This is a genomic window from Gordonia paraffinivorans NBRC 108238 (assembly GCF_000344155.1).
Classification (GTDB): Bacteria; Actinomycetota; Actinomycetes; order Mycobacteriales; family Mycobacteriaceae; genus Gordonia; species Gordonia paraffinivorans.
In genome coordinates, this window is sequence record NZ_BAOQ01000030.1 from 67544 (window position 1) to 83662 (window position 16119).

A 16119-nucleotide genomic window follows, 5' to 3' on the forward strand; every position below is an offset into this window, starting at 1 on the left:
CCCAGCGCGGCCGGTACCCGCGGAGCATGTGGTCAGCCCGCCTCGATCGCCCCGGCGAACTGGCTCTGGTACAGCCGGTAGTAGGCGCCGCGGGCGGCGAGCAGTTCCTCGTGATCGCCCTGCTCGACGATGTGGCCGTCCTCCATCACGACGATCACGTCCGCGTCGCGGACCGTCGAGAGCCGGTGCGCGATCACGAAACTCGTGCGATCGGTGCGCAGGTTCGCCATGGCTTTCTGGATGAGCAGCTCGGTGCGGGTGTCGACCGAGCTCGTCGCCTCGTCGAGGATGAGGATGGTCGGTTTGGCGAGGAACGCGCGGGCGATCGTGATGAGCTGGCGCTCACCGGCGCTGACGCCGCCGCCCTCCTCGTCGATGACGGTGTCGTAGCCGCCCGGCAGGGTCCGCACGAAGTGGTCGACGTGGCTCAGCCGCGCCGCCTCCATGACCTCCTCGCGGGAGGCGGCGGGGTCGCCGTAGGCGATGTTCTCGTAGATGGTGCCGCCGAACAACCACGAGTCCTGCAGGACCATCCCGGTGCGCTCGCGCAGGTCGTCGCGCGTCATCTCCGTGGAGTCCACCCCGTCGACCAGAATCCGGCCCGAGTCGACGTCGTAGAAGCGCATGATCAGGTTCACCAGCGTGGTCTTGCCCGCCCCGGTGGGGCCGACGATCGCGACCATGTGGCCGGGCCTGGCGATGAGATCCAGATGCTCGATGAGCGGCTTGTCGGGGACGTAGCGGAACGACACGTCGTCGAACTCGATCAGGCCGTTGTCGTGCTCGGGGGTCTTCGGGTCGGCCGGATCGGGGGTCTCCTCCTCGGCGTCGAGGATGTCGAAGATGCGCTCGGCGGACGCGACGCCGCTCTGCATCAGGTTGAACATCGAGCCGATCTGGGTGAGCGGCTGGGTGAACTGCCGCGAGTACTGGATGAACGCCTGCACCTCGCCGAGACTCAGCGACCCCGACGCGACCCGCAGGCCGCCGACCACGGCGATCGCCACGTAATTGAGGTTCCCGAGGAACATGATCGCCGGCATGATCACGCCGGAGATGAACTGCGCCCGCCAGCTCGACTGGTACAGCTTCTCGTTGCGCTCGTCGAAGGTCGCCTCGATCTCGCGCTGACGGCCGAAGGCGGTGACCAGCTCATGGCCGGTGAACGCCTCCTCGACCTGGGCGTTGAGCGCACCGGTGGACGCCCACTGCGCGGCGAAGTGCGGCTTGGACCGCTTGGCGATGACCGCGGTGGCGACGACCGCCAGCGGTACCGTCGCGATGGCGATCAGCGCCAGCAGCGGCGAGATCCAGAGCATCATGATCAGCAGCGCGACGACGGTGAGCACCGAGTTCACCAGCTGGGAGATCGTCTGCTGCATGCTCTGCGAGAGATTGTCGAGGTCGTTGGTGACCCGGCTCAGCAGCTCGCCGCGCGGCATCGTGTCGTAGTACCGCAGCGGCAGGCGGTGGATCTTCTCCTCGACCCGGGCGCGCAGTTCCCGGATGGTCCCGGCGACGACGTCGTTGAGCAGGTACGCCGCGAACCAGCCGAGTCCCGACGCCACCACGTACATGACGAAGGTGATGAGCAGGACCTGGCCGACGGCCCCGAAGTCCACGCCGACACCCGGCGTCACGTCCATCGACGACACCATGTCGGCGAAGGTGTCGTCGCCGCGCTCGCGGAGCCCGGCGACGGCCTGTTCCTTGGTCAGGCCGGCGGGGAGCATCTCGCCGACTACCCCGTCGAACACCAGGTTGGTGGCGTGCCCGAGCACGCGTGGCGCTATCGCGAGCAGTACGACCGACGCCACGATCGACGTCAGCGTCACCGTCATCTGCCAGCGGTAGGTGCCGAGCTGGTGGACCAGGCGCTTGACCGACGGCCAGAACGACCTCGGCTTGCTTTCCGGACCGGCCATCGGTCTGCCCGGGTGGGTCATGCGCCCTCCTCCACGGCCATCTGGGAGTCCACGATCTCGGCGTAGGTCGGGCAGGAGGCCACCAGCTCGTCGTGGCGCCCGATCCCGGCGATCCGGCCGCGGTCGAGCACGACGATCTGGTCGGCGTCGACGATGGTCGAGATCCGTTGCGCCACCACGATGACGGCGGCGTCGCGGGTGGCCGGCCGGAGTGCGGCGCGCAGCCGCGCGTCGGTGCTGAGGTCGAGGGCGGAGAAGGAGTCGTCGAACAGGTAGATGGCGGGCCTGCGGACGAGCGCGCGCGCGATAGCGAGCCGCTGGCGCTGTCCGCCCGACACCGTCGTGCCGCCCTGCGAGACCTTGGTGTCGAGACCGTCGGGCATCTTCGCGACGAAGTCCTCGGCCTGCGCGATCCGCAGGGCCTCCCAGATCTCGTCGTCGGTGGCGTCGGACCTGCCGTGCAGGATGTTGGACCGGATGGTCCCGGAGAACAGGTACGGCCGCTGCGGGACCAGGCCGATCACCGCGCGGAGTGCGTCGGGATCGAGTCGCCTGACGTCGGTGCCGCCGACCCTGACGACCCCCGCCGTGGCGTCGACGAGACGCGGCACGAGGCCGAGCAGGGTGGTCTTGCCCGAACCGGTGGACCCGACGATCGCGGTCGTGGTGCCGGGGGTGACGCGGAAGGTGATCCCCGAGATCACCGGGTCGTCGGCGCCGGGGTAGCGGAACTCGGCGCCGTCGAACTCGACCGTGCCGGGGTCGTCGGCGAAGCCGATCGGGTCGGCCGGCGGGAGCACGGAGGTCTCGGTGTCGAGGACCTCGGTGATCCGTTCGGCGCAGACGGCGGCGCGCGGGGCGATCATGGCGAGGAACGACGCCATCATCACCGAGATGAGGATCTGCATGACGTAGGTGATCAACGCGGTGAGGGCGCCGATCTGCACCGAGCCGTCGGCGACCGCGTGCCCGCCGAACCAGATCACCGCGACGATCGTGACATTCGTGATCACCATGACCAGCGGGAACATCAGCGCCATCAGGCGGCCGACCCGGATCGTGGTGTCGGTGAGGGCATCGTTGGCGACCGCGAAGCGGCGTCGCTCGTGCTCCTCGCGCACGAACGCCCGGACCACGCGGATGCCCGTGATCTGTTCGCGCAGGATGCGGTTCACCGCGTCGATGCGCTCCTGCATCGCCCGGAACCCGGGGATCATGCGCGCGATCACCAGCGCCATGGAGAGCCCGAGGACGGGCACCGCGATCGCGATGACCCACCACAGGGCCGGTGCCTCGCCGATGCCCATCGCGATGCCGCCGATGCACATGATCGGGGCCATCACCAGGATTGCGAAGCACATGACGATCAGCATCTGCACCTGCTGGACGTCGTTGGTGGTCCGGGTGATGAGCGACGGCGCGCCGAAGGTGCCGACCTCGCGTGCGGAGAACGAGTTAACCCGGTGCAGCAGGTCGCCGCGGATGTCGCGGCCCACCCCGAGCGCGGCGCGCGCACCGAAGAACTGGGCGGTGATCGTCGCGACCACCTGCACCAGCGCCACCACCAGCATCCAACCGCCGATACGCAGGATGTACTCGGTGTCGCCGCGCGCCACGCCGTTGTCGATGATGTCGGCGTTGAGACTCGGCAGGTACAGCATCGCCAGCGTCGCCACGAACTGGAGCGTGACGACCATGACGATGTTGAGCCGGTAGTTCCGCAGATACCGGCGGATCAGTCGGACTAGCATCTCGCCGCCGGGATCAGAGGGAGCGAGCCGGCCTTCACTGCGGTCACCCGAGACAGACTAGTTGCCCCGGGTGACACGCGGACCGGGGTCGGCGTGCTCAGTTCCCGATGAGCGCCACGGCCGCCTCGCCGGTGTGCGTCAGGTAGGTGAAGGACTCCTGGAAGTAGAGGTTGACGACATCGCCGTCGTGCGAGTCGTAACCGATCGACACGTCCTGGCCGATCGTGAGCTCGAAGTCGCCGCCGCGGGTGCTCATGAGGAACGCGCCGTTGATCGCAGGGGCCCAGACGATGTCGCCGCTCACCAGGCGCTTGATGTGGTCGCGGATCGGGTAGCCGTGGTTCGAGGTCTCGTTGACCTGCGTGTACACCTCGGCCGACATGGCAACCGCGTACGGGCCGTCGATCGAGGCGAGTCGCAGCGTCGAGATCGCCTGGCTGAACGCCTCGGGGTAGTCGCGGACGTCGGCGGGCAGCTGGATCGGCGCGGCCGAGGCCTCGGCGCGGATGCCGGTGATCGACGCCGCCGCGTAGCCCTCGAAGATCGCGCGGTCCTCGGCGAGGGCGAGCTGGCGCGCCGCCTCGACGACCGGCTCCCAGTCGGAGTCCTTCGCGCCGCGATCCACGTCGTCGATGGCCTCACGGGACACGGTGAACGGGACCTTCAGCTCGACGAGCGACTGGGTGCGCCGGATGTAGGCCTCGATGCCCTGCGACGGCGAGTCGATCTTGCTGCGATGGCCGAGCGTCACCGCCGCGGTGTCCTGCCCGAGCGGTCCCTTCACGTCGACGAGGCGCCGGCCGGCGATGTTGCGCTTGAACGACCGGGTGGCCTCCTCCTCGATCTCAGCCCATGCCGCATCGGAGATGGGAGCGAGCTCGCGGTGCAGGTTGTTCATGATGCCTCCTGATGCGCTTGGTGTGGTCGGGCGGTGATGGTGCGGTGACTAGTGCAGGGACCCGATGCCCAGAGACCCGTCGGACGGCCGCGGCGCGGACGCGGCGGCGGTGTCCTCCGGAGCCCCGGGAGCGGGCGGGAGATCCTCGAGGAAGTCGATGGTCGGGGTGAAGAACTGCGCGCCGGTGACGGCGGTGGTGAAGTCGAGGAGCCGGTCGTGGTTGCCGGGCGGGTCGCCGATGAACATCTTCCGCAGCATCTCCTCGGTGACCTCCGGGCCGGCCGAGTAGGCGATGAAGAAGGTGCCCGCCTCACCCTTCCCGGAGACGTCGCCGTAGGGCATGTTGTCGCGGACGATGTCGATCTCCTCGCCGTTCTCGTCCTCGACCTTGTTCAGGGCGATGTGCGAGTTCGACGGCTTCACGTCGTCGGCCATCTCGACGTTGTCGAGCTTGGTGCGGCCGATCGCGGCTTCCTGCTCGGCGATGCTGAGGGAGTTCCAGGCCGAGAAGTCGTGGACGTAGCGCTGGATCGCGACGTAACTGCCGCCGGCGAAATCCGGGTCCTCGTCGCCGACGGTGATCGCGTCGATCGCCGCCTGGCCGACCGGGTTCTCGGTGCCGTCGACGAAGCCGATCAGGTCGCGCAGGTCGAAGTAGCGGAAACCGTGCACCTCGTCGACGACGGTGACCGCGTCGCCGAGCTCCTCGGTGATCAGCCGGCCGAGTTCGTAGCACAGGTCCATCGGGTCGGCCTTGATGTGGACCAGCAGGTCGGCCGGGGTCGACGGTGCGGTGTGCACCTGGCCCACGCGCGGGATGAACGGATGCAGCGACCGCGGGCGCGGTCCGCTGAACAGCCGGTCCCAGGCGTCGGAGCCGATGGAGACGATGCCGGCGAGCGCGGCCTCCGGGGCGCGGGACGAGACCGCGTTGTTCAGTCCCGGGATCCGCGCCAGCACATCGCGAACCCGGTCCTCGCCACCGTCGTTGATGGTGAGGACCAGGAAGATCGCCGACTTGGTCTTGCGGGTCAGGATCGTCTGCGGCACGGGCACGCCCATCACCATATCCGACCGCGACCGGCGGTGGTGCGCCGGATCGTGACCCAAAGCTGAGGTGAGGCAATCCTTTTCACAGCGGTGTGTGCGGTGGCGCCGCGGTCTGCCGATCAGCTGCGCGCGACCGCGCGTCCGGCCGCGCGACCGGAGAAGATACAGCCGCCGAGGAACGTTCCCTCGAGCGCGTTGTACCCGTGCACGCCGCCGCCGCCGAAGCCCGCGACCTCGCCGGCGGCGAACAGGCCGTCGAAGGCGCTGCCGTCGGGACGCAGGACCTGCGAGTCGAGGTTGGTCTCGAGGCCGCCGAGCGTCTTGCGCGTGAGGATGTTGAGCCGCACCGCGATCAGCGGGCCGTGTGCCGGATCGAGGATGCGATGCGGCTTGGCCACGCGAATGAGCTTGTCGCCCACGAACTGTCGTGCGTTGTTGATCGCCATCAGCTGGGCGTCCTTGGAGAACTTGTTGTCCACCTCGGCATCGCGGGCGGAGATGGTGCGCTCGACGGCGGCCAGGTCGAGTTCGGGTCCGCGCGCGATCTTGTTCATCCCGGCGACCAGTTCAGGCAGGTTGTCCGCCACGACGAAGTCGACGCCGTTGCGCAGGAACGCCTCGACGGGCCCGGGCGCACCCTTCGCGAGGCGGCTCTTCGCCATGAACTTCACGTCCTTGGAGGTGATGTCGGGGTTCTGCTCCGAACCCGACAGCATGAACTCCTTCTCGACGATGGTCTGGGTGAGGACGAACCAGGAGTAGTCGTATCCCGTCGACAGGATCGCCTTCATCGTCGAATTCGTGTCGAAACCGGGGAAGTTCGGCGGGGCGAGCCGGTTGCCGAGCGCGTCGAGCCACAGCGACGAGGGCCCGGGGATGATGCGGATGGCGTGGTTCGGCCAGATCGGATCCCAGTTGTGGATGCCCTCGGTGTAGTTCCACATGCGGTCGCGGTTGACGATGCTGGCCCCGGCGTCCTCGCTGATGGCGAGCATGCGTCCGTCGACGTGGGCGGGAACGCCGGCGATCATCGTCTTCGGGGCCGGGCCCAGACGCTCGACGGGCCAGTTCTCGCGGATGAGCTCGTGGTTGTGGCCGATGCCGCCCGAGGTGACGATGACCGCGCCCGCGCGAATCTCGAAGTCGCCGGTCACATCCCGGTTCGAGGCCGCGCCGCGCGGCAGGTCGGTCGGTGCCAGCGTGGCGCCCCGGACGCCTACCGCGACGCCGTTCTCGACGACGAGTTCGTCGACCCGGTGACGGAACCGGAACTCCACCAGGCCGCGCTTCTCGGCCTCGAGGACGGGCTCGGCGAAGATCCGCACCACCTCCGGACCGGTGCCCCACGTGAGGTGGAACCGTGGCACGGAATTGCCGTGGCCGTCGGCGAAACCGCCGCCGCGCTCAGCCCACCCGACGATCGGGGTGATGCGCAGGCCGAGGTCGTGCAGGTACTGGCGCTTCTCGGTCGCCGCGAACTCCACGTAGGCGCGAGCCCACTGACGCGGCCAGTAGTCCTCGTCGTCGCGGTCGAAACCGGCCGAGCCCATCCAGTCCTGCAGGGCCAGTTCGGCCGAGTCGGTGATGCCGAGCCGGCGCTGCTCGGGGGTGTCGACCATGAACAGGCCGCCCAGCGACCAGAAGGCCTGTCCGCCAAGGTTGTTCCGGTTCTCCTGGTCGACGACGACCACGCGGCGGCCGGCCTTGGTGAGTTCGTACGTCGCGACCAATCCGGCCAGACCCGCCCCGACGACCACCGCATCGGCAACCTGCTTCGTCACGACATCTCCTCGGCGCACTCGTCCCCGGCCCGGGTGTGAACCCGGACACTTCAGTCCGAGACGAGATTAGCCCCGCATCACAGGGCGATGTCGGAGTACCGGTGGAACCACGGCGCGGCCTGTTCCAGCGACGCCGCGAGGGCCAGCAGCTCGCCGTCCGCGCCGAGCCGGCCGACGAACTGCACGCCCAGGGGAAGGCCGTCGGCGGTCCAGTGGAGCGGCACGCTGACGGCCGGGCGGCCGGTGAGGTTGGCCAGCTGGGTGTAGGGCACCCAGCCGAGGTTCTCCGCGATGAGCTGTTCGACGAGGCCCAGCCGCGACATGACCGACCCGATCCGCGCCTTCGCGGCGAGGCGGGCGGCGTGCTGCAGCAGCGGCGGCGTGGTCATCGCCCCGATCCGCGGGGGCGGCGTCGCCAGCGTCGGCGTCATCAGCAGGTCGTATGTGCGGTGGAACCGTTCGAGGGCCAGCACGTGATCGTTGACGTCGTCGAGCGCGCGGAACAGCGGGATCACGCCGGACGCCCGGCCGATCTCGGCGACGGCGAGGGTGTCGGCCTCGAAGTCGGCGTCCGACGCGCCGGTCCGGCGTCGCGCCTCGTCGACTTGTGCGGCCGCCTTGGCGAACCAGATCTCGAGGAAGTCCCGTGCGAGTTCGGCGTCGTCGTGCGGCGGGTCCACCTCCTCGACGTGGTGGCCGAGTTCGGTGAGCACGTTCGCGGCACGCTGCACCGCCGCGACTGCCTCGGGGTGCGGTGCCGGGTTGATCGCCGACCGCGTGGTGAACCCGATGCGCAGCCGCTGGGGCGGGGTGGCGATCCGCGCGGTGAACGTCTCGGTGTGCGGCGGGGTCGGATAGGTGGCGGCGGGGGTCGGACCGATGATCGCGTCGTAGAGCGCGGCGGCGTCGCGCACGGTCCGGGTCACGACCCCCTCGACGCCCATCCCGAACAGCGGCTCGCCGACGTGCGGACCGAACGGCATCAGCCCGCGAGACGCCTTCAGGCCCACCAGGCCGGTACAGGCCGCCGGGATGCGGATGGAGCCCCCGCCGTCGTTCGCGCCCGCGGCCGGGACGATTCCCGCCGCGACCGCCGCCGCGCTGCCGCCGGAGGAACCGCCCGGGGTGACGTCGGTGTTCCACGGGTTGCGGGTCGGTCCCCACAGCTCGGATTCGGTGATCGCCTTCGCCCCGAACTCCGGGGTCGCGGTCTTGCCGAAGACGACCAGCCCGGCGTCGAGGAACCTCTCCACCACCGCCGCGTGGGAGGGGGCGATGAGACGCCGGTAGGAGCGGCTGCCCCGCGTCGTCGGATATCCGCGGAAGTCCTGCGCGAGGTCTTTGATGAGGAACGGCACGCCGGCGAGCGGCCCGCGGAGCTCGCCCGCCACCCGGCGGTCGGCCTCGCCGTCCATGCTGATCACGATCGCGTTGAGCGTCGGGTTGACCGCCGTCGCCCGCTCCCGCGCGACCTCGAGGAGCTCGGCCGCGGTCACCTCGCCGGAGCGGACGAGGCCGGCCAGTGCGGTGGCGTCGTGCTCGAGATATTCGCCGATGTCCACGCCACGACCTTAGTGAGCGGGACGAGGTCGCGGCCACGGATCGCCGGCGAGGCCAGACGCCGGAAGCCCCGCGAGGCCGACGGGCACGGTCGTCGGGCGTGCGCGGCGCCGGTGAGCATCACGGAGGTCAACCGATCGCGTAACGGGGCGATCGCGGGACGGCCGGATCGTCCGTCCGACGCGTGCCACGGGGTGTCGCCTATGCCGCGAATGGGCTGTTCACGGGCGGACGCGTGTGAGATGTGTCACCGACGCCCCGGGTCACGGGAGTCGTTCCAGCCTTTGCCGCGACGTTATCGTGCCGTTACACTTCACGACGACGGGTACCACCCGCGTGGGGGACCAATACAATCCCCCTACGTACCGCCTCCTGTCGTACAGCTGCAGCGGTAGAGCTGATCGTGCTCTGTGCGCAGGACGAAGTACCCGGTTTCAGGCAAGACCCATACAGCGGCCGCCCACAGGCCGTGAGGATCCACAAAGGAAAACAGACGAATGCTGACTCGCGCCCGTAAGCGCCTCGTCGCCGGACTCGCCGCTCTCGTGGCCGTGTCAGGCGCCACGTTGGTCGCCGCTCCGCCGGAGGCCTCTGCTGCCAACGGTTGCACTGTCGAGTACGTCCGCTCGAACGCCATGAACCGCTCGGTGCCGGTGTGCATCGTGAAGGCCGGCGGCAGCGGACCCAAGCCGACGCTCTACCTCCTCGACGGTCTTCGCGCGCCGAACAACAACAGCGGCTGGCTGATCAACACCGACGTCGCCCGCTGGATGAACGGCAAGGGCGCCAACGTCGCGATCCCGTTCGGCGGCGGCGGCAGCTTCTACACCGACTGGCAGTCCCCGGACCCGGCCCTCGGCGTCAACAAGTGGGAGACCTTCCTCACCCGCGAGCTGCCGCGCCACATGGCCGCTCGTCACGGCAGCGACAACCGCCGCAACGGCATCGCCGGCCTGTCGATGTCGGGCACCTCGGCGCTGAACCTCGCGTCGCGTCACCCGGGCTTCTACCAGGCGGTCGCCTCCTACAGCGGCTACCCGACGGTCACCATGCCGGGCTTCACCCAGGGCATCATGGCCTCGGTCGCCGAGATGGGCGGCAACCCGTTCAACATGTGGGGCTTCTACCCCGCCGGCTCGTGGTTCCAGAACGATCCGTTCCTGAGTGCCAACAACCTGGCGAACCACCACGTGTACGTCTCCTCGGGCAGCGGCGTCGGCAGCAAGTACGACTCGTCGGTGAACCCGACCAGCGCCAACTTCGACCCGGTCAAGTTCGCGCAGATGATCCCGCTCGAGGTCGCCGCGTCGACCAGCAGTCAGCTCTACATCGGGCGCCTCGCGCTCGTCCCGGGCGTCAAGCTGACCACCCGGATCACCCCGGACGGCGCCCACTGGTGGGACTACTGGCAGAACACCTTCAAGGAGTCGTGGAACAAGACCTTCCGCCCGGCCTTCTGGTGAGCCGGGTGAGCGGTCCGATCGCTCCCTGACAGACACGACGGCAAGGGCCGGTGACCTTCGGGTCACCGGCCCTTGTTGCGTCTGCGTCACCGTGAGCGGTCCAGGAGGCGCACCGGCCGTGCAGGAGCGTCCGGGCCTTCGTCGTTCGGCGTGTGCCTGGTGGTCGGTGGCCGTCGAGGACCGACGTGGTCGCGGAGAATTCGTCCAGGGTCGAATCCGCGGGAGGCGTGGGCCGTTCACGCTCGAGCGGGCCGCGCTGGTGGCACCACGCAGCCGTCCCGGGCCGCGACATCACGACCGATCCGGTGCCCGTGAGCACGGAGGCGAGACGGTCGCCGGCCACGCTCTCGTCAGCGGACGTTCCCGCGTCGATGTCTATCTTCCTCGCCGGCACCCGGGGGTGTCGATCCGCGTGGGCGTCGCCCACGTTCCGGGACCTGATGGCAACGACTTCGGGGAAGAAAAACACCGCGGGCGCATCCGGCTGGTACCGGATGCGCCCGCGGTGTTCGCTTCGGGCCGTCGAGTGACTACTCGGTCGGCGGCTTGCGGAAGCTGCGCGTCGCCGAGTCATCGGCGGGCGGCTCGCCCTGCACCTTCGGGATCTGCTCCGTCGGCCGTTCCCACGGGTTCGCGTTGGAGCCGGCGGGCGGAACATCCTTGGTCAGGCGGGTCGTCCGGGGCTCGAAGGCGGAACGCTCACCGGGCGCGGCCGGCGGGACGTCGGCGCCCTCGGTGACCGCGTCGTCGTCACGGCGACCGCGGTAGAACAGCAGCGCGGCGATGATCAGCAGGATCGCGCCGACGATGCCCAGGATGAGCGGGGTCCAGAATCCGCCGACCTTCAGCAGGTTCAGGTAGTGGCTCGCCTTGTCCGCCTGGTTCTGAACCGTCTCGTCGGTCCACTTGAAGGTGCCCTTCAGGGCGTCCATGCGGAAGTCGCGGACCGGCGCCGGAGCGCTCTCGCTCTGGTCGGGCGACTTGAAGTACTGGTGCTGATCCTCCCGGCCGTCGACGATGGTGCCGGTGACCGGCTCGACGTAGACGTGGCGGGTCGCCGATGCGTAACGGTGCATCGTGATCGGATCTTCCGGCTTGATACCGCGGCCGGTGATGCCCCACCACTTGGCGGGCATCGTCAGCATGGTGCCGAGGGGAGCCTCACCCTGCGGGTTGGGCAGCGTCGAGAGATCGGTCTCCGGGACCTCGCACGCGAAGTGGTAGGTCTTGACGCCGTCGATGGTCTCCTCGCCCTGGAACTTCGCCGCGCAGTCCTGGCGGGTGTTCAGGTCGTAGTACGCGTAGTCGCGCTTCTGCACGTCGAAGCCGAACTTGTACTGGAAGCCGTTGCGGTTGTCGATCGGAACCGACACGTCGTTGACGTTGCCGCCCTCGGGCACGGCCTCGAGCTGCAGCGAGCTCACGGCGCCGTTGGGGACGGAGGTCTTGCGGTTCACCGAGACACGGTCGATCGTCGCGGTGAGCAGGCCGTCCTCGCAGGTGCGGGTCTCGCCGGCGGCGGCGAACGGCGGCACGATCTCCTGGCCCTCGGCGTCACGGAGACGGTCGATGCGCACCGTCTGAGCCGACTGGACGGTTGCCTGCCGGCTGTCGGAGGGCTCGACGATGACCGAGCGTCGCTGCTGGGTCAGATGGGCCTCGAGCGTGCGGGCCCGATCCTCCGACACCGAGCAGCGGTCGAAGATGACCGCCGGGAAGCGGTCGCCGGCCTCTCCGTCGGCCGAGACCGTGGTGGCGTCCGAGGTGATGTCCAGGTCGAGGGGCACCACCTTCAGGTCCGGCACCAGCCAGAGGGGTATGGCAATGGCGGCCGCGATACACGCGGTGCCGAAGAATGCCAGCAGTGCCGGCACGAAACGTCTCATGTGTGACTCCTGTGAATCAGCAGCTAATCGCTCCCACCCTAGCTGGCATCGCCCGCGGTGTACTGGTCAGTAGGCGCGACATGCCGAATTCGGGCATGCATCATCGGTTGAGCTGGGCCTTCTCGCTTCGTCGGTCGCGCTCGGCCTCCTTCATGATGCCCGCCATGTACGCGTAGATCTCCCTGTCCGACATCGCCTTCCAGCGCGGGGCGAGGAGCTTCATGTACTTCTCGACATAGAGGAGCTGCTTGCCGACGAGAACCAGCTCGCGGGGGAGCCGGGCGTCGTGCGCCCTGGCGACGGCGGCGAGCTGCCGCCCGAGGTCGGTGTAGGACATCGACCCGAGGTCCGTGGAGGCCAGGGGGTTGGTGACCTTCTTGATGTCCTCGGCGCTCTTGGCCGTCGACCCGGGCTTGCGCACGGCGCCGAGCAGGAAGATGGCCCGTCCCGCGGCTTCGTAGTCGCCGCGCACGAGCAGGTCGACGACGAGCTGGCGCAGGATGCGGCGGGTGCGCGGGGTGAACCGGCCGACGATGCCGAAATCGAGCAGGACCAACTTGCCCTCGTCGTCGACGAGGACGTTCCCGGCGTGCAGATCACCGTGGAAGAGGCCGCCGTGGAAGGCGGAGTCGAGCAACGACAGCAGCAGGTTGCGACAGAGGGCGACGCCGTCGTGGCCCGCCTTGCGGACGGCCCGCGCGTCGTCGATGCGGATCGCGCGGATGCGTTCCATGGTGAGCACCCGCTGCGTGGTGAGTTCGTCGTAGACCTGCGGGACGCGGACACGATCCCCGAACGGTCCGGGCTGCAGGCACTCGAACCATTCGCGCATCGTGTCGGCCTCGATCCGGAAGTCGAGTTCCGCGTCGAGACCCGCGGCGAAGTCCTCGACCACGTGCCGGGCGCTGAGCATCCGGCCGTACTCGCTCAGTTCGACGAGGCCGGCGAGACGCTCGAGGATCGCCACGTCGGGCGACAACCGGTCGGCGATGCCGGGGCGCTGGATCTTGACCACGACCTCCTCGCCGCTGTGCAGGGTCGCGGTGTGCACCTGGGCGATGGAGGCCGATGCGATGGGTTCGGGGTCGAACTCGGCGAAGACCTCCTCGGGAGTGCGCCCGAGCTCGCGGGTGAACTGCTCCCGGATGAGCTCCGGGTCGGCGGGCTTCACCCGGTCGAGCAGCGTCTCGAATTCCGAGGACAGCGTCTCGGAGAAGACGCCGGGGCTCGACGCGATGAGCTGGCCGAGTTTCACGTAGGTGGGCCCGAGGCGTTCGAAGGTGTCGCGGATCTCGTGCGCGGCGCGTGCGGCACTCGGCGCGCGTCCGCGGAGGGCGTCGCCTGCTGTGTGGAGGACGAACCGGCCGAGACCCGCGGCAGCGTGCGCCGTGGTCGTCCCGAATCGCGTGAGTTCGGCGATCGGCGACACCGGGTGCAGCTGCGCGCGCCGACCGTCGTCGACGGAGCTGTTGATCGTCACCGTCGGTCATTGTAACGATCGACGTGCAGCGGTCCAGGGTCCCGCTGCGTGCGATGTGACACCCGGTGCCGGATGGCGGTGCGCCGGGGTCGACGGCAGACTGGGGCGTCGGGGCGGATGCGCGGATGCGTGGCCGCCCCCCATATCCGTCCCCCCGGAGAACATGCCCCGAAGGAGCCGCAATGCCCACGACGGTCAGCGCCTACATGGCGACCGCAGCCGATCGGCCGCTCGAACCGGCGACCATCGAACGCCGGGACCTGGGTCCCCACGACGTCCTCATCGACATCGCCTACGCCGGGATCTGTCACTCGGACATCCACACCGTCCGCAACGAGTGGGGCCGCACGAACTTCCCGGTCGTTCCCGGACACGAGATCGCCGGAACGGTGTCGGCGGTGGGTGAGCAGGTGACCCGGTACGAGGTCGGCGACCGCGTCGGCGTCGGCTGCTTCGTCGACTCGTGCCGCGAGTGCGAATACTGCCTGGCCGGCGAGGAGCAGTACTGCGTGCAGGGGAACACCGGCACCTACAACTCCGTCGGCCGCGACGGGAAGCCCACCCACGGCGGCTACTCCACGGCCATCGTCGTCGACGAGAACTACGTGTGCCGCATCCCGGAGGGCCTGCCCCTCGACGTGGCGGCGCCGTTGCTGTGCGCCGGCATCACCCTCTACTCGCCGTTGCGCAACTGGAATGCCGGTCCCGGCAAGAAGGTCGCCATCATCGGTCTCGGCGGCCTCGGACATGTCGGGGTGAAGATCGCGCACGCCCTCGGCGCCGAGGTGACCGTGCTGTCGCAGTCGCTGAAGAAGATGGAGGACGGGCTGCGGCTCGGCGCCGACCACTATTACGCGACGAGCGACCCGCAGACGTTCCGCGATCTGCGTGAGCACTTCGACCTCATCCTGAACACGGTGTCGGCCAACCTCGACATGGGCAAGTACCTCAACCTGCTGAAGGTCGACGGCACCCTCGTCGAACTCGGCCTGCCCGAACACCCGATCGAGGTGCCGGGCGGCCCGCTGGTCTTCAAGCGCCGCAGCTTCGCCGGATCGCTGATCGGCGGTATCCGACAGACACAGGAGATGCTCGACTTCTGCGCCGAGCACGGCATCGGCGCCGAGATCGAGGTGATCTCGGCCGATCAGATCAACGAGGCCTACGAGCGTGTGGTCGCCTCGGACGTGCGGTACCGCTTCGTGATCGACACGTCGACGCTCTGAGGCCACAGGCCCCGCCGCTTCTCGTTGCGCGACATCATGCCGGGGCCCTCAGACCATCATCATGATGATCCCGACCAACATATGAAACGGACCAACTCGCGGTGACGCCAGTAGCACCGCAGGTGTGTGAAGTACCCCAGGTTTAGTTCCGCTTTCTATAGGAGGATGGAGCTATGCCACGTCGATATCCGCCGGAGTTCCGGCAGAGGTGTGTGCGTGTTGGAGACGGCGTTGGAAGCTGACGCCGAGCTCTTGGAGTTCGAGGTGATCCGCCAGGTCGCCGGCAAGCACAAAATCGTTGAGGAAACCCTGCGGCGGTGGCGCCGCAAAGCGCAGATCGACGCTGGAGAGCGGCGCGGTACCACCAGCGACGAGCACGCCGGGATCCGGCGGCTGAAAAAGCGTGTCGCCGAGTTGGAGCAGACCAACGAGCTTTTGAAGTCGGCGAGTGCGTTTTCTGCTGCGGAATTCGACCGGCCCACGACGAGATGATCGCGTTCATCGACGCCCACCGCGATCAGTTCGGGGTCGAGTTCATCTGCCGCACACTCCGTGCAGCAGGTGTGGGATTTCTGACCTCCCGGGGCTATCGGGCCGCCAACGCGCGGGCCGTCTCGGCTCGAGCGGTGCGAGACGCGCAGTTGGTGGAGGTCATCGCCACCATCCACGCGCAGATCTACTGGGTCTACGGAGTCAACAAGATGCACGCCGCACTGCGTCGGGCCGGCCGCGACATCGGCCGCGAGCAAACCCGCCGACTGATGCGGTGCGCCGGCGTGGGCGGCGTGCAACGCGGCGCGAAAGTCTTCACCACCTGTCCAGACCCGACCGCTACCAAGCCGGTCGACCTGGTCATACGCCGTTTCGGTGCCGATCGCGCCAAGCCGTTGTGGGTCGTCGACATCACCTACGTATGCACCTGGCAGGGCTTTGCTTGTACCGCCTTTGTCGCCGATGCTAGTACCCGGATGATCGTCGGCTGGCATGTCGCAGCCACGATGCGCATCGAGGACCTACCGCTGCAGGCATTCAATCATGCTGTGTGGCAGCGCAATACCGATCTATCCGGGTTGACTCATCATTCCGGCCACGGATCGCA

12 protein-coding genes are annotated in these 16119 nt (G+C 68.6%); 4 read left to right on the top strand and 8 right to left on the bottom strand.

Going from position 1 to position 16119, the window contains the following annotated elements:
• Positions 1–32 precede the first annotated feature (32 nt).
• The 6 genes from GP2_RS15145 to GP2_RS15170 form a co-directional block, all read right to left on the bottom strand.
• The gene (locus tag GP2_RS15145) at positions 33–1946 is read right to left on the bottom strand and encodes an ABC transporter ATP-binding protein (RefSeq protein WP_006901403.1); all 1914 of its coding nucleotides are present in this window, start codon (positions 1944–1946) and stop codon (positions 33–35) included.
• Positions 1943–3676 carry an ABC transporter ATP-binding protein gene (locus GP2_RS15150; protein WP_006901404.1) on the bottom strand — a complete coding sequence of 578 codons (1734 nt, stop codon included), beginning with the start codon at positions 3674–3676 and terminating at the stop codon, positions 1943–1945. The genes GP2_RS15145 and GP2_RS15150 overlap by 4 nt, the downstream gene beginning before the upstream one ends.
• Positions 3677–3773: 97 nt before the next feature.
• On the bottom strand, positions 3774–4574 hold the full coding sequence (locus GP2_RS15155) for a family 1 encapsulin nanocompartment shell protein (protein ID WP_006901405.1): 801 nt from the start codon (positions 4572–4574) through the stop codon (positions 3774–3776).
• Between the two features lie 48 nt (positions 4575–4622).
• Positions 4623–5630 carry a Dyp-type peroxidase gene (locus GP2_RS15160; protein ID WP_040527183.1) on the bottom strand — a complete coding sequence of 336 codons (1008 nt, stop codon included), beginning with the start codon at positions 5628–5630 and terminating at the stop codon, positions 4623–4625.
• Positions 5631–5743: 113 nt separating this feature from the next.
• Positions 5744–7405: an FAD-binding dehydrogenase gene (locus GP2_RS15165; protein ID WP_006901407.1), complete on the bottom strand. Its 1662-nt coding sequence runs from the start codon at positions 7403–7405 to the stop codon at positions 5744–5746.
• A gap of 77 nt (positions 7406–7482) precedes the next feature.
• Positions 7483–8967 (bottom strand): amidase, encoded by a 1485-nt coding sequence (locus GP2_RS15170; protein WP_006901408.1) that lies wholly within the window; start codon positions 8965–8967, stop codon positions 7483–7485.
• Positions 8968–9462: 495 nt separating this feature from the next.
• Between GP2_RS15170 and GP2_RS15175 the strand changes: the two genes are divergently transcribed.
• The gene (locus GP2_RS15175; protein WP_006901409.1) at positions 9463–10428 is read left to right on the top strand and encodes an alpha/beta hydrolase; all 966 of its coding nucleotides are present in this window, start codon (positions 9463–9465) and stop codon (positions 10426–10428) included.
• Between the two features lie 530 nt (positions 10429–10958).
• Here the strand turns inward: GP2_RS15175 and pgfA are convergent.
• Both pgfA and GP2_RS15185 read right to left on the bottom strand, forming a co-directional pair.
• The gene (pgfA, locus tag GP2_RS15180) at positions 10959–12314 is read right to left on the bottom strand and encodes a cell envelope lipid trafficking protein PgfA (RefSeq protein WP_006901410.1); all 1356 of its coding nucleotides are present in this window, start codon (positions 12312–12314) and stop codon (positions 10959–10961) included.
• Between the two features lie 100 nt (positions 12315–12414).
• Positions 12415–13794, bottom strand: coding sequence for an ABC1 kinase family protein (locus GP2_RS15185; protein ID WP_006901411.1), 1380 nt, complete (start codon positions 13792–13794; stop codon positions 12415–12417).
• 182 nt (positions 13795–13976) lie between these two features.
• Between GP2_RS15185 and GP2_RS15190 the strand changes: the two genes are divergently transcribed.
• The 3 genes from GP2_RS15190 to GP2_RS15200 form a co-directional block, all read left to right on the top strand.
• Positions 13977–15020, top strand: coding sequence for an NAD(P)-dependent alcohol dehydrogenase (locus tag GP2_RS15190; protein ID WP_006901412.1), 1044 nt, complete (start codon positions 13977–13979; stop codon positions 15018–15020).
• Between the two features lie 216 nt (positions 15021–15236).
• On the top strand, positions 15237–15512 hold the full coding sequence (locus GP2_RS15195; RefSeq protein WP_157211702.1) for a transposase: 276 nt from the start codon (positions 15237–15239) through the stop codon (positions 15510–15512).
• Positions 15509–16119: IS3 family transposase (locus GP2_RS15200; protein WP_006901414.1), on the top strand; the 611-nt coding region annotated here is incomplete at its 3' end. The genes GP2_RS15195 and GP2_RS15200, both read left to right, overlap by 4 nt.

What these genes read in the sequence shown, in the direction of transcription:
- GP2_RS15145 (WP_006901403.1), bottom strand. Translation starts at nt 1,946, where the DNA reads ATGACCCACCCGGGCAGACCGATGGCCGGTCCGGAAAGCAAGCCGAGG.
- pgfA (WP_006901410.1), bottom strand. Translation starts at nt 12,314, where the DNA reads ATGAGACGTTTCGTGCCGGCACTGCTGGCATTCTTCGGCACCGCGTGT.
- GP2_RS15155 (WP_006901405.1), bottom strand. Translation starts at nt 4,574, where the DNA reads ATGAACAACCTGCACCGCGAGCTCGCTCCCATCTCCGATGCGGCATGG.
- GP2_RS15190 (WP_006901412.1), top strand. Translation starts at nt 13,977, where the DNA reads ATGCCCACGACGGTCAGCGCCTACATGGCGACCGCAGCCGATCGGCCG.
- GP2_RS15175 (WP_006901409.1), top strand. Translation starts at nt 9,463, where the DNA reads ATGCTGACTCGCGCCCGTAAGCGCCTCGTCGCCGGACTCGCCGCTCTC.
- GP2_RS15150 (WP_006901404.1), bottom strand. Translation starts at nt 3,676, where the DNA reads ATGCTAGTCCGACTGATCCGCCGGTATCTGCGGAACTACCGGCTCAAC.